An 18525-nucleotide genomic window follows, 5' to 3' on the forward strand; every position below is an offset into this window, starting at 1 on the left:
ACGCCAATCTGCGACGTAACGTACTGAAAATAAAAATAAATCCTTCCAGGGACAATCGGCGACAATCGGTACGCAGAGATTGGCTTTGACGGACCGCTTGACGGACCTCCCGCATATTGCCCACCCGAATTTTTCTAAGTACCGTCACAGCCAGTGAGGCTCGTGACGGTACTTTTTTGTGCCTTAAGGCATTGAACAAAAAAGGAATTTCCTGTCACGAAACCTCGAAATTGTACTGACGGTACTTTTTAGGAGGCAATTGCTATGCTCACGGACGCCGCCCTTAAGGCACTGAAACCAAAGGAGAAAGTCTACAAAATTGTGGACCGTGATGGCATGTATGTCCGCGTCATGCCCAGTGGCGCGATCTCGTTTCGGCTGGATTACAGGCTCAATGGACGCCGCGAGACGGTCTACCTGGGCAGATATGATTCTATGTTGCCAAAGCCGCCATTCAGTAATCTGGCTGGCGACGAGGGCTGCGCCGTCGCCAACGCTGACAACTCCTGCCGCCTCGACCGCGTCGCCGACTCGTTGATTGCAATTTCGATGCGATCCTAGCTCGTGGACCATAACGTGTCCGATTAGATCGGACACAATACATCGTGATGAAACCGGTGGCCGTGCCAATTACCGAACAGACGGGACGGCTGAGGCGCCGTGGCCATGCGTATGGCTCCGCATGTTTGCGATGGGACGGCTAGCGTTCGTGGCGACGGTTGCTTGGCAAGTTATTTCTCTCTGGGTAGGTTGAACCCCTCGGAGGGAACAATCATGACAGGCTATTTCGGCACGCCGATACAGCAGCGCCTGCAGGCCCAGGCGGAGGCGAGTGCTGAGTTCATCAACGTAACAGCCGGTGCCTGCCAGACAGGGCGTACCATGGGCTGCGACGACCCCGAGCGACTGGGCTGGGCACGGATTGCTGAATTTCTCGATCGCGACGGCGTCTGCGGCTTCCGTCTTATCCCATCCAGCAATGCGGACAAGCTACAGTCCCATCTGGAAGCGCAGGGTTTCCGCTTCGATAGATGGGACGTTTTCCTCGCTGATCGCCGTTCCGCTCTCGCAGCTTCGGAGGCAATCCTGTCACATGGTCTACCGGACGAATTTAGGGAGCTTGAGCGGCCGGCCGACCCGCAGGGTAGGGACATGGCTAGAATTCAGACCCTTATGAATGATGCGGGCGTGGTGCCGTTTTCAGGCTCAATGCTGACGGGCGGCGTAGGCCCCGCATCCACTATGACGATTGGTGAAAAGGACGGCACTGTAGTGGCAGCGGCTCACGGCTACCTGCCACACAACTCCTTCAGCCCCTATCACCAATATGCTTGGGGCGGGCTTGTTGCTGTGGCGGAAGCGCAGCGGGGTAAAGGGTTGGGCAGCTATGTCAACGCGCGTATGATTGTCAGCGTATTCCGCGATCTCAACGCGACCCACGTCTACGAGCTTATCTCACCAACGAACTTACCATCCCGTCGAATGATGGAGGCGTGCGGGCTAAGGCACGAATCTGAGCTTGTCTGCGGCATTGCAACGCCTCGCCAGAGCCCACGTCTGACGCGGTAATTCAACAGTGCTCCAACGTTCGTTGTAGGGCCACAAACTAAACGGCAGCTTGTCTCCGGGTGCAGTCGGATACCGGACGGCCTGCTTTCGGCCCCAAAGCGGTCAGCGCACGGTTCTACAAGTAGGAATCGACTACTGGGATTCTTGGAAGCTTTTCAAACTTTCTGTGTTACGGCTCCAGTCGAAATGCGCGCCCTTCTGAAGGAGGTTGGGCTGCCTGGACCCGCTGTAGTGCAACCTTGATTCAAGCACCTGTGGGGGCGCACATCGCGAGACCCACTATCCAGGAAGCACTCTTCTGCAACCGGAGGCACGCGGCTTAACGATTGCGCAGTGTGATTCAGACATGGATCTATTCTCGACAGAAACATCCTTCAGCACCGGGTCACTTCTAAGTGGCAATCAACGCAGGCGGGCACATAGGCTGCTGGCGGTCTCCTGATCGGTGATCAGCACATTTGCGAGCGCGGCTTTCAGCATTCCTTGGATTGCCGCTATCTTCTCGATGCCGCCGCCGATGCAGATGCGCTGCGGGACCTTTATGAAGTCCTCGATCGGCATGACGATGTGGCGGTCATCGAACCCTGTCCGAACAATCCTGCCGTCGGGGTCGAAGAAGTAACCCGAAGCAAAACCAACCGCGCCGCTGTTCTGATATTGCATCAGCAACTCCTCGGTCATCACTCCACTGTCCTCGAGAAGCGTGGGACCACTCAGATGGGTGACGCCGAACAGCGTCTTGGTGCATTGGCGCAGCAGGTTGAAATGCTGATCGATGATGGGCTCCTGCATCAACAGCGTCTTCATCCTCGAATTCGAGACCACGCCCGGTGCGTGCAGGTTGACGCATCGCGCGTTGAGCCGGGCGGCAATGTTGGAGGTGCACAGTTCCGGGGAGAAGTCGTAGGTCGCGATCGAACTCCCGGTCACCTGCGCCACGGTCACGCCGGGTTTGTTGGCGGGCGAAAGTGCCTTTGATAGGGACATGACCGTGCGTCCCCATGCGACGCCAATAACGTCATCACCCTCGATCTTTTGGTCAAGGATACGTGCGCCGAGCAGGCCGATCCGATCGTATAGCGTTGCGGCCGACCCGCCTGCCGGAAGCACGTAGCATTCCAGCAAGCCGCCTTTTTCCTTCAGCTCAACGGAAAGATCCGCGCGCTCCAGGCGCGTCGGATCGATGGTGATGGTGACGATGCGTTCTTCGCGCGCTTTTTGCAGCAGGTTGAACACCGAGGCGCGAGAAATGCCGAGGCGTTCGGCGATCTCGTCCTGTTTCAGATCTTCTTCGTAATAGAGCCATGCCGCCCAGAGCGCCTGATCCGCGCCGAACTGCATGGGAGGAGATGGCTTCCGCCTCTCGGTTTTGTCGGCAGCCCTGGGCGCGCGCATTGAATTCGATAAGTCTCCCCGCGCAGATGATTGGCAGTTTTTTGACGGCAAGTCCAGTCGTGGAAATTCCCACGCTTCACAATTTTGGCATTTGCCACGGCCACTAAAAAAAAGCCATTGACATTTTGCACTGGCACATGAAAATTGCCACCATGCTTTGGGAGGGGAAAATGCACAATTCGGCGGGCGCTATTCCCAGCGATTTGACGCGACGCGGGTGGAACCATCTGATCGAGGACGTGACCGCCGGCCTTTGGGTCAACCCGGACACCGGCCTGAAGGCGGAAATCCCGTTCAAAACGGTGATCATCGAGGACAGCCTCCTTGGGGCGGAAGCCGATCTCATTGAGCGGACCATGCCCGCCGGAACCTATGGCGTGGTGGCGGACCAGAATACATACGACGCTTACGGCCATGCCATTGCCCGCAGCCTCGGCGGCCGGGCCTCGGTCTTCGTTCTCGACCATCCTCATGCCGATGAGGAGCAGGTCAGGGCGTTGTGCGACCAGACGCGCCATGTCGAAGCGCTGATCGCGGTGGGCTCGGGCACCATCAACGATCTTTGCAAATACGCCACCGCGTGCGACGGCCGCTCCTACAGTGTCTTTGGCACGGCCCCGTCGATGAACGGCTACACATCGACCACCGCGTCGATCACGCTCGACAGCGGCCTGAAGACGACAAAGCCGGCGCACGCGGCCAAGGGCGTTTTCCTGGATGTCGCGGTAAGCGCTGCCGCGCCGCAATATCTGATCGCGGCCGGATTCGGCGACAGTTTGTGCCGCTCCACGGCGCAGGTGGACTGGTATTTTTCCCATCTGTTGCTGGGCACCGAATATGCCACGTCGCCCTATGTGCTGCAGGCCGACGATGAAAAAGCGATCCTGGCGCGTTCGCAAGGCCTGGGGCGCCGGGACCATGAAGCGATCGGATATCTGCATCGCATCCTGGCTCTCGGTGGTTTCGGCATCACCATCACGGGCATGAGCCATCCGGGCTCCATGGGCGAACACCAGATTTCGCACTGGATCGACAGCTTCGCCGGCGAGCGTCGCCCCGGAACCGTCCACGGCCAGCAGGTCGGCGTTGCCTCGGTTACGATGGCGCGGCTGCAGGAAATCATCCTCGGCAGCGAAACCGCGCCGACAGTGCGCCCAAGCCTGTTCGACGAGATGGATATCCGGGCCCGCTACCCCGCTGCCGCCGTCGAAGATTGTCTCCAGGCGTCGCGTGCCAAGGTGATGGATGCTGCGCGGGTGGACCGGTTCAATGCCGACCTCGAACGGCTTTGGCCGGTCCTGCGCGAACGGCTCAAGGCAATGACCATTCCCTCCGCCGCGCTTGCCGCACATCTTCGCGCCGCCGGCGGCGGTGCGACGGCTTCTGAGATCGGCATGGACCGCGACTTGTACCGCGATGCCGTGCGCTATTCGAAGGAGATGCGAAACCGCTATTCCATGCTCGACCTTGCCTCCGACATGGGCATTCTCGATCAGTTCATCGAGGAGGAGTGCTGATGCGCCCCCTCAGTGAGCTTTCCGACGCATCGCTATCGAAGGTGACAACCGTGTTCACCGACATCGACGACACGCTGACCACCGAGGGCCAGCTTCTGGCGGATGCCTACGCTGCACTTGAGCAACTGGCGCGGGCGGGTTTCGACGTGGTGCCGATCACCGGCCGCCCCGCCGGCTGGTGCGATATGATCGCCCGTTTCTGGCCGGTCACCGGAATCGTCGGCGAGAATGGCGCTTTCTATTTCTCCTACGACCGTTCGGCTCGAAAAATGCGCCAGCGGTTCTTTGCACCCGATGCCGAGCGCAAGGCGAACCGTGCGAGACTCGACCGGCTGCGGGAGCGCATTCTGCGCGAGGTGCCTGGAGCCGGCATCGCCTCGGACCAGCTCTACCGTGAGGCGGATCTCGCCATCGATGTCTGCGAGGACGTTAAGCCGCTTCATCCTCGCGAGGTCGCCCGCATTCTGGAAATCTTCGAGGAAGAAGGTGCGGTGGCGAAACTTTCGTCCATCCATGTGAACGGCTGGTTCGGGGACTACGACAAGCTGTCCATGAGCCGCATTTTCGCCGCTGACATTCTGGGCTTCGATCTCGATGCCCAAAAGGAGCGCGTCGTATTTGCCGGGGACAGTCCGAACGACGGGCCGATGTTTTCGTTCTTTCCCAATTCCTGCGGCGTCGCCAATGTCCGCGATTTCAGCGACAACGGCACCGCATTGCCTGCCTTCGTCGCCGTGCGTCGCGGCGGTGGCGGCTTCGTGGAAATTGCCGAGCGTCTGCTTGCCATCAGTTTCCTGCAGGGACGGGAGCGGGCGCATGGCTGAGGTTTTCGACCTGGCCATCATCGGCGGCGGCGTCAACGGCTGCGGCATTGCGCGCGACGCGGCAGGGCGTGGCCTCAAGGTCTATCTCTGCGAAAAGGGTGACCTCGGCGGCGCGACATCGTCGTCGTCGACAAAGCTTCTGCACGGTGGCCTGCGTTACCTCGAACATTATGAGTTTCGTCTAGTTCGCGAGGCCCTGCAGGAGCGCGAGGCGCTGTGGAGCGTCGCCCCGCACTTCGTGCGTCCGTTGCGGTTCGTCCTGCCACACATGCCGGGGATGAGGCCCAGATGGCTGCTCAGGCTCGGTCTGTTCATCTACGACCATATCGGTGGCCGTAAACGCCTGCCGCCAACGTCCGTCGTAAGGTTTCAGCAGAGCCGCATCGGTGAAGGCCTCGTTCCATCGCTTTCGGTCGGCTATGAATATTCGGACTGCTGGGTCGAGGACAATCGACTCGTCGTCATGAATGCCAGGTCCGCCGAGGAACTCGGTGCCGTCATTGACACGCATGCGTGTTGCGTCGGCGCTTCGCGAAGGACGGACGGCTGGTCGTTGAAGATCGCCGCCGGCGATCTTCAGAAGACCGTAAGGGCACGCGTGGTGGTCAACGCCGCCGGCCCCTGGGCCAATGACATTGTCGAATTGTGCGCAAAGCGTCCCGCCAGGGGCAAGGTTCGCCTGGTCCAGGGCTCCCACGTCGTCGTGCCGAAGCTCTACTCGCATGATCGCTGCTTCATTTTTCAGAACGGCGACGGCCGCATCGTCTTCACCATTCCCTACGAGGACGATTACACCTTGATCGGCACCACCGATCGCGATTTCGCCGGCGACCTGGCGAATGTCGAAGCCACCGACGCAGAGATCGAATATCTGTGCCATGCCGCCAGTCGCTATTTCCAACGGCCGGTTCTCGTTTCCGACGTTGTCTGGAGCTATTCCGGCGTCAGGCCGCTCTACGATGACGGCGGCGGCGCCGCTCAAAAGGCGACACGCGACTATGTTCTGGAGGTCGACGACGCGGACGGCGCCCCCCTGGTGTCGGTGTTCGGCGGCAAGATCACTACATTTCGCCGGCTTGCTGAATCCGTCATGGAGAAAGTTGCCTCCCATCTCCCGGCGGAGAAGGCAAGGGCCGTCGCGGCCAAAGCTGGCTGGACCGGGCGCAAACCTCTGCCCGGCGGCGATTTCCCGATCGACTCTTTCGACGAAAGGGTCAAGGCCCTTCGTGTAGCCTATCCGTTTCTTGGCAAGCGCGATGCGACCCGGCTGTTCCGTTACTACGGCACGCGCGCCGACAAGATTCTCGGGCAGGCGCGATCCTGGGCCGATCTGGGCATCGGCTTCGGGATGGGACTGACCGAAGCAGAAGTTGACTACATGGTTCGCGAGGAATGGGCGCGCTCGGCGAGCGATATCGTTTTCCGCAGGAGCAAGCTCGGTATCAGGCTGACGCAATCCGAAATAGACGCAATCGATCGCTTTCTGGAGGGAAAGCGAATGCTGATGGCGGGCTGATCCCGCCATCGCTGACACAACGTGACGGGCAGGAAAGGCAGGGGAACGCAGGGCGCCTCAAAGACCGGCAAGGGAGGAGAATGTCATGTATCTCGGGATAGATCTGGGTACATCGGGCGTGAAATCTGTTCTGATCGACGATGATCAGAAGCTCGTGGGGGAGCATAGTTCCCGGCCGCTCGAAATATCACGTCCGCATCGCGGCTGGTCGGAGCAGCAACCCGATCTGTGGTGGAATGCGGTCTGCGAAAGTCTGGATGGCCTTGCCGCACAGCATGGACCCGCGCTGGCCAGCGTCCATGGCATCGGCCTGTCGGGTCAAATGTATGGCGCGACGGTGCTGGATGCGTCCGACAGGCCCTTGCGTCCCGCTATCTTGTGGAACGACACCCGGACGAAACAGCAGTGCGCCGATCTTGAAATGCGCGTGCCCGATGTGCGCGGCATCGCCGGACGAAGGCCGACGCCGGGCGTCACAGCGACAAAACTTGCCTGGATACGCGACAACGAGCCGGAGGTTTTCAGGCAGGTCGAACATGTGCTGCTGCCAAAGGACTACATCCGTCTCCTGCTATCCGGCGACAAGGCCTCTGACATGGCCGACTCAAGCGGCACGATGTGGATGAATGTCGCCGCGCGCGACTGGTCCGATCGTCTGCTCGACGCAACGAACATGCAGCGCAGGCAGATGCCGCGACTTTACGAAGGAACCGAAGCGACCGGGCAATTGCGCCGTGAATTGGCGGATCGATGGGGCATCCCGGGTCGCCCGGTGATCGCCGCCGGCGGTGGCGACAATGCGTGCGGCGCCTGCGGGACGGGCGTCGTCCACGAGGGCGAGGGCACGGTATCGCTGGGAACCTCAGGCGTTCTTTTCGTCGCCATGCACGATGCGCGACCCAGCCACGAGCACGCCATCGAGACGCTTTGCCATTCCGTTCCCGGTGTCTGGCACCAGATGTCGGTCATTCTCTCCGCGACGTCCTGCGTCAACTGGCTGTCGCGGCTGGTCAAACGCCCAGCGGCGGAGTTGATTGCCGAACTCGGCATGGTCCTCAATGCACCCAGCCCTGTCGTGTTCGTGCCCTTCCTGGACGGGTGCTGGTCGCCGCGCAGCGATGCGGAAATTCGTGGTGCGCTCATCGGCCTGCAGCACTCGTCAGGCGATGAAGAGTTGACCCGTGCTGTGCTGCAGGGTGTCGCCTTTGCGCTTCTGGAATGTGCCGAAGCCTTCCGTTCGACCGGCACCTCGATCGACAGGCTGCTGGCGATCGGTGGTGGTTCGCGGTCCGACATCTGGCTGTCGATAGTTTCCACATGTCTTGGCGTCGAGCTCAGGGTGCCGGAAGCAAGCGAGCTTGGCGCCGCTTTCGGCGCGGCGCGTCTGGGCATGATCGCCGCCACCGGCGCCAGCGTCGGCGATGTGCTGAAGCCGCCGAAAATCAGCCGGACGATCTATCCGGTGCAGAACCTCGCCCCCGCATATTCGGATGCCTATCGGACGTGGCTCACCGTGCTGCCGGAGGTTCGGCGCGTATCGGTGGCGACAAGCGCGGAGGGGCTCGCAAAGAACGTCCTTCGGCACTGAAGGTGGCGAAGGCGAGACTGTCCGCGGACATCAGGACGATGTCCGGGATTGAACGGCAAATGTTTCTCATGGGAGGATAGACATGAATTTCGACGAACTGAACTTTGGACTTTCCCGTCGCGCAATGCTCGGCGGAACAGCAGCGCTCATCGCCGCGCAATATCTTGGTTCGACCGGTGCTCGTGCGCAAGCGGCGGACCGCAAGTTCGCAGCGGCGCTCGGCTGGACGACCTACGATTCCGGCCGCCATCTTCAGGACGGCTTCAACGCCGCAGTCAAGGAACTCGGCGGCACGCTGACCACCACGGATGCCGGCTTCGACGCCAAGACCCAGACCGACCAGATCGACTCGCTGATCGCATCGAAGCCGGAAGCGCTGTTCATCACGCCGGCCGACGCCGTCGCGATCGCGCCAGCCGTCCAGCGCGCCATTGCCGCCGGTATCCCGGTCTTCTGTGCCGACAGCGCCGTGCCGGGCGTGGCTGTGAACACCACCTCGATGTCGAACAATTTCGGCATGGGTGAATACTCCTGCGAGTACATCGCCAAGCAACTGAAGGGCAAGGGTCGCATCGCGCGCGTTCTCCTGCCGCAAAACGAAAGTTGGGACCAGCGTACACTCGGCATGGAATGGACGCTGCGCCGCTATCCAGACATCAAGATCGTAACCGACTGGGCCTTTGCGCTTGCCGGAAACGTGACCCCACGCCAGGCCGTTGACAACATTCTGACGGCAAATGCCGATATCGACGCAATCTGGTGCGCCTGGGATGGCGCTGCTGTCGAAGGCACGCTGGCCGCCCGCGCAGCGGATCGGCCGAACCTCATCATCACGGGCATCGACGGCGGCTCGCAGGCCTTCAACTACATCGCTGCTCCCTCGCAGTTGAAGCTCTCCATGGCGCAGAGCTTCTACGAAATGGCCTACCTATCGGTTTTCTACGCGCATCAGCATCTGGAAGGCAAAAAGACGCCGCGACTGGTGGTGACGCCGACTTATGCCGTCGATCAGTCGATGCTGAAGGATAGCATTCCGGACGACTTTGACGTTCCCGGTCGTGGCGCCGAACTCGGATGGGTTCGCGCGGTGTGATTGCGAAAAGGCCGGCGCGGCTCGAAAGGGTCGCGTCGGTCCACGACGGCATGTGACAATGCAGCTCAGGAGTGGGTGATGACGGTTCCCGCACTATGCGCCAAGGCGGTTTCGAAGCGGTTCGGATGGATCAACGCGCTCGACGATGTCGATTTCGTGCTGGAGAAGGGCGAGGTCCACGCGCTCCTTGGCGTCAACGGTGCTGGAAAATCGACATTCATCAAAATCCTCTCCGGCGTCTATACTAGGGATAAGGGTGTGATCGAAGTCGATGGTCGCGAGATCGATTGCCACAACCCTAAGGATGCCATTCGCTGCGGTATCGCCACGGTGCAGCAGCATCCCGAACTGGTCGCTGATTTCACCGGCTATGAGAATATATTTCTTGGCCGCGAATCCGAGCGCGGGCGTTTCCTTTCCGGCATCGATCGGAGCGTCCTGAAACGCCGCGGTGACGAGCTTCTGTCGCGTTTCCCGGTCGAGATCGATCTTTCGCGGCGAATCGACGACATGCCGGCGGTGGAACGCGAGATCATCGCGATCCTGCAGGCGATCGCCGGGGATCACATTCGCATTCTCATTCTCGACGAGCCGACATCGACGCTTACGGAAGTGGAAAAGGAAGTGCTTTTCCGCCTTATGAACACGCTGCGCGCCAGCGGTATCTCAATTCTCTACATTACGCACCGGCTTGAAGAGGTCATGGAAATCGCGGACCGGTTTTCCGTGTTTCGCGGCGGGCGGATGATTTCGACGATGACACCGCAGCAGGTTCGCGACAAGAACCTGTCGCTTGCGGAGTTGATGCTTGGCGAAACGCTTGGTGCCGTCTTTCCGGAAAAGGCCGAACCGGAGCAATTGGGCGAACTGGTACTGGATGTCCGCAATCTGCGGCATCAGCGGCTGTTCTCCAATGTCAGCTTCCAATTGAGACGGGGCGAAATTCTCGGCGTTTTCGGCCTCGTCGGTTCCGGTATCGACGAGTTGTCGAAGGTGCTTTACGGCGCGCTGGCGACCGAAGCGGGCTCTGTCGAACTGAACGGCAGGAAAGTCAGCCCGAAATCTCCAGCCGAAGCCCTGAAGGCGGGGATCTTCCTTGTTCCCGGCGACCGTCGTGTCGAAGGGTTGGCGCTGCAGCAATCCTCGATCTTCAACATCACGCTTGCCAATCTCGGCCGCGCCTCGAGCTTTGCCGGCTTTCTCAAGCGTTCGGCCAACCGGCGCAAGAGCGAGGAGTTTGCGGCCCGTGTCACGCTCAGCCCGGCTAATGTGACGATGCCGGTAAGCGGCTTCAGCGGTGGCAACCAGCAGAAGATCGTCGTGGCGAAAGGCCTCTTCGCCGATGCGGATGTCTATATTTTCGTCGAGCCGACGGTCGGCGTGGATATCGGCGCGCGAGCGAAGCTCTACGGGCTGATGCGCGAACTCGCCATGACGTCGGGCGTGATCGTCATGTCGACGGATTGCGACGAGGCGCATGGTATCTCCGATCGCGCCTTCGCCCTCTACAAAGGGCGGCAGGTCGTTCCCGGCGACAGGGTCTTCACCCGCAACGAACTTCTGATGGCCGGCATCATGGGAGACCCAAGTCATGCTTAAATTTGGGATCGTGTCCGCCGGGACCGTCCGGTTCCTGGCGTTCGCTGCACTGGTTTTCATAATCGGCGCCGCCTTCACGACGGTCGAGCCGCGATTTCTGTCCACCCAGAACATATCCGCCGTCACCCGGCACATGGCCGCGAACGGACTGGCTGCCCTCGGCCTCACCCTGGTGGTCATCGTACGGAAATTCGATCTTTCCTTTGCGGGGACTGCCTGCTTCGCGGCCATGACCATCGGCTTCATGATTGCCGGGGGACATGAACTCTGGCTCTGCATTCTGGTGGGTGTCCTAGCCGCGGCCATCGTCGGCGCTTTCAACGGCATGGCAATCAGCTATTTCGGCTTACCCGACATCGTCACCACCATTGCCACCGGTTCGATCGCCGGAGGCCTGGCGTTCCTGTATTCCAATGGCAGGACGATCTTCCAGAACTTCGTCACCTCGGGCATTCTGAACCTCAACGATGCTCGCCTTTTCGGTTACAGCGTCTCGTTCTTCTTCCTGATCGCACTCTACGCCATCGCCTGGGTGTTCATGCACCGCACGCGCTACGGCGCCTCGTTCTATGCAACCGGCGAGAACCCTGTCTCTGCCTATTTCTCGGGCGTTCCCGTCCGGACCTACACGATGATGGCCTTCGTCATCTGCGCCGTCACCTCTGTCCTCGCCGTTGTGCTCATTCTTGCCGAATCAGGAACGGCCGACACGAACAAGGGCGCAACCCTCTTGATGCCTGCCTATGCCGGCGTCTTCCTCGGCGCCGCGCTTCTAGGCGGCACCTCGGTTCTGGCGACACTGGCCGGCACCTTTCTCATCACCATGCTGCTGGATGGGTTCTCGCTTCTCGGAGTGCCCTACTACTACAGCGACGGTGTCGTCAGCGCGATCCTGCTCACCGGCGTGGTGCTGTTCGATGCGCGGGTCCGCGAGCTTTTCAGCGATCTGGCCTCGTTCATTCAGCCGGTCACATCAGCCAGTGAGAAACGTTCATGACGGATGTCATTTCCACGCACGCCGTCGCGGAACGCCGGCACTCGAAAGCAATCAATCGCATTATAGGGCGCTACTGGCTGGTTGCGACCTTACTTGTCATGATCGCCGTCTTCGCTTTCCTCCGACCGCAGTTGCTCGATAACTCCAATATCGCGACGATACTGCGCTCCTCAGCGTTGATGGCGATCATGATCCTCGGGCTCACATGGGTCATTGCCGCCGGCAAGATCGACGTCAGCTTCATGCAGGTCGCGGCCCTCGGCAACATGACGACGGCCTGGCTTCTGGCGAGCGGAAGCGGCTGGAGCCTGGCGGCGATCTGCGGCGTCGCCGTCGGCGCGGTGGCCGGCTTGCTCAATGGCGCCCTGATCGCGATCCTCAGGATTCCGGCGCTGATCGTCACCATCGCCACCGGCGGCATCTGCGCCTCCATCGCGGCAGCACTTGGCAAGGGAACGTCGATCCGCATCGCGGATGCGGGACCTCTCGGCGACCTGCTTTTTACGAATTGGGGGCCGGTGCCGGTGATCGCGGTCATCACCGCGCTGCTCTACCTGGTCTCCTGGTACGCGCAGGAGAAGCTCACCTTTGGACACTATATCTTCGCCTTGGCGCAGAACGAGAAGGCAGTCAACGAGGCGGGGATCGCTGCCCGCAGCCTCCTTCTCTTTCTCTTCGTCTTCTCCGGCATCTGTTCGGCGATCGCCGGCGTCCTGCTGGCGGCAAGCCTGTCGTCCGGCCAGCCCATGATCGGCTCCTCCTATTTCATCGACGGGCTGACGGCGGTGCTGCTGGGCGGCTTGATGCTGCGCATTGGCAAGCCGAATGTGCTCGGCACGACGACAGCCATCCTGTTGCTGTCGGTTCTCGTCAGCGGCAGCGCCATGTTCGGCTGGGCCGACTATCAGCGCCAGATCATCAAGGGTGTGCTTCTGCTGGTTGGCGTCGCTGTGGCCATGCAGTTCGGGCACCGGTCGTCGTCACCCGTACAGGGAGCTTAGGAGCCGATGAAAAAGTCTGCTTACTTCATTGGCCTCGACGGCGGCACTGGAGGCGCGCGGGCGATCGTTGCCGATCTCGATGGCAAGGTCGTCGCCATGGCGACCCACGAATACGAGACGAGGTTCCCCCGTGCCGGCTGGGCCGAGCAGACGCCCGCCGACTGGTGGCACGCCGCCTGCCTTGCGGTGCGTCAGGCCGTCCACATGTCCGGCGTTAGCCCGGCCGACATTTCGGCCATCTCGGCCGACGGCACGTCGAGCACGCTGGTGGCGCTCGAGCGGGACGGCACGCCAAGCATGCCGGCGATCCTTTGGATGGACAATCGGGCGTCACCCCAGGCGCGGCGGATGATGGAGACAAACGACGCAGCCCTCCGGCGTTCGCAACTTGGCGTCAGTTCGGAATGGATGATTCCCAAAATCCTGTGGATCAAGGAAAACCGGCCGGAGATTTACGAGCGCTCGCGCTGGTTCGTCGAGATGGCCGACTATCTCGCCTTCCGCATGACTGGCAGGCTGACCCTTGGCCTCAACCAGATCACCAACCGCTGGTTCTACGATGGGCGCCGTGGCGGCTGGCCGCAAGAGTTCTACCGCAAGATCGGACTCGGCGATATTACCGGACGTTTCCCCGATGATATCCAGCCACTGGGCGCCTCCATAGGCCGGATCGTGCCGGAGGCGGCCGAAGCCATGGGCCTGGCGCCCCACACGACGGTGGTGTGCGGTGGAACGGATGCCTATGTGGCGATGGTGGGCCTCAACGTGTGCGAGCCCGGCAGGACTGCCTTCATCACCGGTTCGTCCCATCTCGTCCTGCCGATGACAGATCAGGACACCGAGGTTCCCGGCATCTTCGGTCCGCATCCCGATTGCGTCGTGCCGAACCTCTTCGTCATGGAGGGCGGGCAGGTCTCCTCCGGCTCGATCATCCGCTGGTGGCACGATCACATGGGAAAGCTCGTGGGTTCTGGACCCGACGCATATGAGCGGATGCTGCGGGAGGCAGGCGATATTCCCATCGGCGCCGACGGCCTCATCGCGCTCGATTTCTGGCAGGGCAACCGAAACCCCTATATCGACTACGATCTTCAGGGCGCGCTCTGGGGTCTGACCCTGAAGCATACGCCGGCGCATATGCTGCGGGCGCTGCTGGAATCCATTGCCTATGGTACCGAAAACATTCTGCGCACGCTCGCCCGCCATGATGTCGCCGTCCAGACCATGGTGATATGCGGCGGTGCGACGCGCACCCCGTTCCTGATGCAGATGCATGCCGATGTCTGCGGCATTCCGATCATCGTTCCGAAGGTTCTGGAAGCGACCGCTCTTGGATCGGCAATTGCCGCAGCCGTTGGCGCCGGTTTCTACGGCAGTCTCCCCGAGGCCGCCGCAGCCATGGTCGCCGAAGATCATATCGTCGAACCCGACATGCGCCGCAACGACCAGTATGGCGAGGTTTTCGGCTTCTACCGCGATACGCACGCAGCGCTGGCACCTCTGATGCATCGCATGGCGCGGCGTGGCGAACGGAAACCGGGCATGGAAGCGGCTGCTTTCCCGCGGGCGTCGGTCCCGGATTTAAAGCCGCAGCAGCGGCAGGCGGCCCTGTAGTGGAGTGGCGGACGATCTGGGCGGCGGGCTGATCAGGCCTTTTCCCAAGCCGCAATCCCGGCAGCCTCCACCTTCTTTTCGCGCGCTGCCCTCAGCCGGGAAAAATCGTCGCCGGCATGATGGGAGGAGCGGGTCAGCGGGCTTGAAGCCACCATCAGGAAGCCCTTGCTATAGGCAACTGTTTCGTAGGATTTGAACTCTTCCGGCGTCACGAAGGCCTCTACCTTGTGGTGCTTGCGCGTCGGTTGGAGGTATTGGCCGATGGTCAGGAAATCGACGTCGGCGACGCGCAGGTCGTCCATCAACTGCAGCACTTCGTTGCGCGCCTCGCCCAGGCCCAGCATGATGCCGGACTTGGTGAACACAGTGGGGACGAGTTCCTTGACCCGCTGCAGAAGCCTGATGGAGTGGAAGTAACGCGCGCCGGGACGAACGGTCAGATAGTTGGACGCCACGGTTTCCATATTGTGGTTGAAAACGTCCGGCCTGGCCGCGACGACGCGCTCGAGTGCCCCGGGCTTTCTCAGAAAATCGGGTGTCAGGATCTCAATGGTCGTCTGTGGCGAGGCCGCGCGGATCGCGAAGATAACTCTCTCGAAATGCTCCGCGCCGCCATCGTCCAGATCGTCGCGGTCGACCGAGGTGATGACGACATGGCTGAGGCCCATCTGCTTGACTGCGTGGGCAATATTTTGTGGCTCGGCGATGTCCAACGCGCTGGGCCGACCCGTCGCGACATTGCAAAAGGCGCAAGCGCGGGTGCAGATCTCGCCCATGATCATGAAGGTTGCGTGCTTCTTATCCCAGCACTCGCCGATGTTGGGGCAACCGGCCTCCTCGCAGACGGTCACGAGCTTGTGCGACTTCACGATCGAGCGCGTTTCGTGGTAACTTGCCGACATGGATGCCCTGACGCGAATCCAGTCTGGCTTCTTCAGCATTTCCTTATCGGGCTTGTGGGCCTTCTCCGGATGCCGTGGCCGGGTTGTTGCCGCGGCTGGATTGGTTCTGTCGAGAATGGTGACCATATTCGTTCCTGCTCCGTCGCCGTCTGACGACCGGCTTCAAAGGGTTTCATAGATCCCGGCGATGGCGAGAAAATCGTCGGCCTTCAGGCTCGCGCCTCCGACAAGCGCGCCATCCACATTGTCGATCGCCATCAGTTCGGCGGCGTTGGAAGCCTTGACCGAACCGCCGTAGAGAATCCGCATATTTGTGCCGCCTCTACCGAAACGGGACACGAGTTCGGCGCGCATGAAAGCATGGGCTTCGCGAATGTCGTCCGTCGTCGGCGTGAGCCCTGTCCCGATCGCCCAGACCGGCTCGTAGGCGATGACCGTGTTGACGGCGGCGGCGCCGTCGGGAACGGAACAGGCAAGCTGCCGCTTCAAGACATTCAGGGTTTCACCGGACTGCCGCTCCGCTCCGGTTTCGCCGACGCACACGATGGCGACCAGTCCTGCGCCGTGCGCCGCCACTGCCTTGCTGCGAACGATAGCATCGGTCTCGTTTTGAAAATCACGACGCTCCGAATGCCCCACGATGACGAAGGTAGCGCCGCAATCCGCGACCATCGCCGCGGATATCTCCCCCGTATGAGCACCCGACGGGAGAGGGTGGCAATCCTGCGCGCCAATCTGGAGAACCGCTCCCGAACACAGTGATGTTGCCTCCCGAAGCAGGGTTGCCGGCGGACAGATCAGCATGTCCGTTTTGCCGACAAAGGCCGCGGCTCCGCTAGCGATGTTCTTCAATGTGTCTAGAGACGAGCGCAGGCCGTTCATTTTCCAGTTGCCGGCAACCAGCGGCTTTGTTCCGGGTGTCATGGTCATCGATGCCTTTCGCGTGTCTCAAAAATGTCAAAGCGGAGATACTGTTTGCGGGAAGGGGAGCGCCGTTTACGCCGCGGCCAGCGACTTGACCCTGTGATGCTGCGTCAACAGGGCTGTGGTCAGCTTGACCTCCTCAGCCCGCCGCGCCTCGTCCCAACCCAGTTCGCGAGCGGCAATCGCGGCGATGCCGGTAATGGCATCGCCTGTGATTGCATTTTCGAATGGAAGAAGCGTGCGGCGCAAAACGATATCGGCAAGACGGGTTACGCGCTCGTTCCGCGCGACCCAGCGAATTTCGCCTTCGTGATACTGGCCCTCGCGGCCGAGTGTCTGCCGACCGCCGTCAGCCACCATGGCGGCGACCTGTCCGGCTGCGCCGCCGTAGCGACGCAACAGCTTCGCCACAAGCTGGCGCTCCAATCCCGATGCGTTGACGATTTCTTCCAGAGCGCGGTCGCTTCCGATCTCGTTGGTTGGAAGAGCCCGTGCGGCACCGATGGCTTGCAAGATCGTGCTGCCGGACCTCCTGATGGCTAGGCGTTTGAGGACGGCATCGCATATCTGTTCCGCACAGGCGCGATAGGTCGTCCATTTCCCGCCGACCAATGTCAGAACGGGAAAGGGGCGATCTGACCCTGGTTCGAATTCATGCAGCGCATGGTCACGACTGATCGCGCCAGTTGTAGTGTCGCCGCTCCAGGGCAGAGGGCGAATGCCGGCGTAGGCAAAAACGATTTCCGACCTTTGGCCCCTGGCGCCGGGCAGCACTTGTTCCAGGGCGTCGAAGAGGTAGTCGATTTCTTCATCGGAGCAACTGGCGGCCTCTGGATCGCTGGCGCGGATATCGGTGGTGCCGAGGAGGATGTTTTGCGAGTCGAGAGCGTAGACCAGACAGGCGCGAAAATCCTTGGTTTCGAAGTAGAGCATGCCATCGTCCAACTGCCGTGCCAGATCGGGCCGACGCATGATGAGATGCGATCCGCGCGTGCCACCGATCAGGCGCTTGTCAATGTTCAGCCGGCGATTGACGTCGTCGACCCATGCGCCTGAGCAATTGATGACAAGCCGCGGGTCCATTGCGAACATCTCGCCGGTGATGCCATCCTTCAGGCGAACAACGCCGTCCCGGGTTTCCTCAAGCGAAACATAAGGAATGGCGAGGGACCGCGGGCAGTCTCGCTCGGCGTCCTTGATCAGTTCGAGGGCCAGGCGCTCCGGATGCAGAAGGCGCGCATCGAAATATTCGGCGACAGCACGCACCTTGTCCGACAGCCCAGGCATCCTGCGTCGGCTTTCCGCGTGCGGTACGAGCCGGTGTCGAGGCATGGTCTGGCTGGCCCCGCCGAAGCGATCGAAGAAGACGAGGCCGAGCTTGACGACGAGAATGCCCTTGGCGCCAGGCCTCTTCTTGAGCTTCAGGAAGCGGAGGCCCGCCGAGAAGATGCCGCCAAGCCAACTGAAAGCCGGAACCCAGACCGGGATCGGCTTCACCAGATGCGGCGCATTCCTCAGCAGATGATTGCGCTCGATGACGGACTCTTGCACCAGCTCGAACTCGCCCGTTTCAAGATAGCGCAGTCCGCCATGGACAAGACGCGAGGGTGCGGCGCTCGTTCCTGAACAAAAATCGTACTTGTCGATCAGGACGGCCGGTACGCCCTGCAGGGCGAGATCGCGATAGAGGCCGATGCCGTTAATGCCGCCGCCGACAATCAAGATGGGCGCGCTCCCATCAGGCAAGGCGCTGAGCTGCCGCAACACCTCTTCGCGATTACGCATCGTCTTCTCCTGGCTCTTCTGGGGCTGACATCCAGGGGCTCTGCATAATGGCAGTTTATTCCTTTTGGAAGCGAAGCAATGAGAAATTTTCCGATTGAAATCTAAAAAACCAATATATATCTGATAGTTATGCATGTAAAAAATTTTCTTACAAATTGGATTGACAATTTTTCTCGGTCAAATAGCCTCACTGCAGAGGAG

At 60.9% G+C, this 18525-nt stretch carries 14 protein-coding genes and 1 pseudogene; 11 read left to right on the forward strand and 4 right to left on the reverse strand.

The annotated features are described in order from the left end of the window. Positions 1-264 precede the first annotated feature (264 nt). Together ACLGL5_RS15385 and ACLGL5_RS15390 are read left to right on the forward strand one after the other, a co-directional pair. Positions 265-429 (forward strand): annotated as a pseudogene (locus ACLGL5_RS15385) (Arm DNA-binding domain-containing protein); the annotation flags it as partial. A 345-nt stretch (positions 430-774) separates the two neighbouring features. Continuing rightward, positions 775-1569 carry a GNAT family N-acetyltransferase gene (locus ACLGL5_RS15390; RefSeq protein WP_069091442.1) on the forward strand — a complete coding sequence of 265 codons (795 nt, stop codon included), beginning with the start codon at positions 775-777 and terminating at the stop codon, positions 1567-1569. 402 nt (positions 1570-1971) lie between these two features. On the opposite strand, the gene ACLGL5_RS15395 is transcribed toward ACLGL5_RS15390, so the two are convergent. Beyond that, positions 1972-2910, reverse strand: coding sequence for a sugar-binding transcriptional regulator (locus ACLGL5_RS15395; RefSeq protein ID WP_069091443.1), 939 nt, complete (start codon positions 2908-2910; stop codon positions 1972-1974). A gap of 224 nt (positions 2911-3134) precedes the next feature. Here ACLGL5_RS15395 and ACLGL5_RS15400 point away from each other — a divergent pair, with 224 nt between their 5' ends. The 9 genes from ACLGL5_RS15400 to ACLGL5_RS15440 all read left to right on the forward strand — a co-directional run bounded on the left by ACLGL5_RS15400 (position 3135) and on the right by ACLGL5_RS15440 (position 14713). Beyond that, positions 3135-4481 carry a sn-glycerol-1-phosphate dehydrogenase gene (locus tag ACLGL5_RS15400; RefSeq protein WP_069091444.1) on the forward strand — a complete coding sequence of 449 codons (1347 nt, stop codon included), beginning with the start codon at positions 3135-3137 and terminating at the stop codon, positions 4479-4481. Continuing rightward, entirely contained in the window at positions 4481-5305 is an 825-nt protein-coding gene (locus tag ACLGL5_RS15405) for an HAD-IIB family hydrolase (protein ID WP_069091445.1), read from the forward strand. The genes ACLGL5_RS15400 and ACLGL5_RS15405 overlap by 1 nt, the downstream gene beginning before the upstream one ends. Beyond that, entirely contained in the window at positions 5298-6821 is a 1524-nt protein-coding gene (gene glpD, locus ACLGL5_RS15410) for a glycerol-3-phosphate dehydrogenase (RefSeq protein WP_069091446.1), read from the forward strand. Before ACLGL5_RS15405 ends, glpD begins: the two co-directional genes overlap by 8 nt. A gap of 85 nt (positions 6822-6906) precedes the next feature. Then, positions 6907-8409: a xylulokinase gene (xylB, locus tag ACLGL5_RS15415; RefSeq protein ID WP_069091447.1), complete on the forward strand. Its 1503-nt coding sequence runs from the start codon at positions 6907-6909 to the stop codon at positions 8407-8409. Between the two features lie 82 nt (positions 8410-8491). Beyond that, on the forward strand, positions 8492-9502 hold the full coding sequence (locus ACLGL5_RS15420; protein ID WP_069091448.1) for a sugar ABC transporter substrate-binding protein: 1011 nt from the start codon (positions 8492-8494) through the stop codon (positions 9500-9502). A gap of 78 nt (positions 9503-9580) precedes the next feature. After that, a complete protein-coding gene (locus ACLGL5_RS15425; protein WP_069091449.1) occupies positions 9581-11101 on the forward strand; it encodes a sugar ABC transporter ATP-binding protein in 1521 nt (506 codons plus the stop codon). Beyond that, positions 11094-12098 carry an ABC transporter permease gene (locus ACLGL5_RS15430; RefSeq protein WP_069091450.1) on the forward strand — a complete coding sequence of 335 codons (1005 nt, stop codon included), beginning with the start codon at positions 11094-11096 and terminating at the stop codon, positions 12096-12098. Before ACLGL5_RS15425 ends, ACLGL5_RS15430 begins: the two co-directional genes overlap by 8 nt. Beyond that, on the forward strand, positions 12095-13099 hold the full coding sequence (locus ACLGL5_RS15435) for an ABC transporter permease (protein WP_069091451.1): 1005 nt from the start codon (positions 12095-12097) through the stop codon (positions 13097-13099). The genes ACLGL5_RS15430 and ACLGL5_RS15435 overlap by 4 nt, the downstream gene beginning before the upstream one ends. A gap of 6 nt (positions 13100-13105) precedes the next feature. Further along, positions 13106-14713: an FGGY-family carbohydrate kinase gene (locus ACLGL5_RS15440; protein ID WP_069091452.1), complete on the forward strand. Its 1608-nt coding sequence runs from the start codon at positions 13106-13108 to the stop codon at positions 14711-14713. Positions 14714-14745: 32 nt separating this feature from the next. Here ACLGL5_RS15440 and lipA read toward each other — a convergent pair whose 3' ends face one another. The 3 genes from lipA to ACLGL5_RS15455 all read right to left on the reverse strand — a co-directional run bounded on the left by lipA (position 14746) and on the right by ACLGL5_RS15455 (position 18324). After that, the gene (gene lipA, locus ACLGL5_RS15445; RefSeq protein WP_069091453.1) at positions 14746-15741 is read right to left on the reverse strand and encodes a lipoyl synthase; all 996 of its coding nucleotides are present in this window, start codon (positions 15739-15741) and stop codon (positions 14746-14748) included. 36 nt (positions 15742-15777) lie between these two features. Next, a complete protein-coding gene (gene tpiA, locus ACLGL5_RS15450; protein WP_069093328.1) occupies positions 15778-16539 on the reverse strand; it encodes a triose-phosphate isomerase in 762 nt (253 codons plus the stop codon). A 72-nt stretch (positions 16540-16611) separates the two neighbouring features. Continuing rightward, positions 16612-18324: a glycerol-3-phosphate dehydrogenase/oxidase gene (locus ACLGL5_RS15455; RefSeq protein ID WP_069091454.1), complete on the reverse strand. Its 1713-nt coding sequence runs from the start codon at positions 18322-18324 to the stop codon at positions 16612-16614. Between the last annotated feature and the right edge of the window lie 201 nt (positions 18325-18525).

The organism is Mesorhizobium sp. U510, from assembly GCF_059180695.1.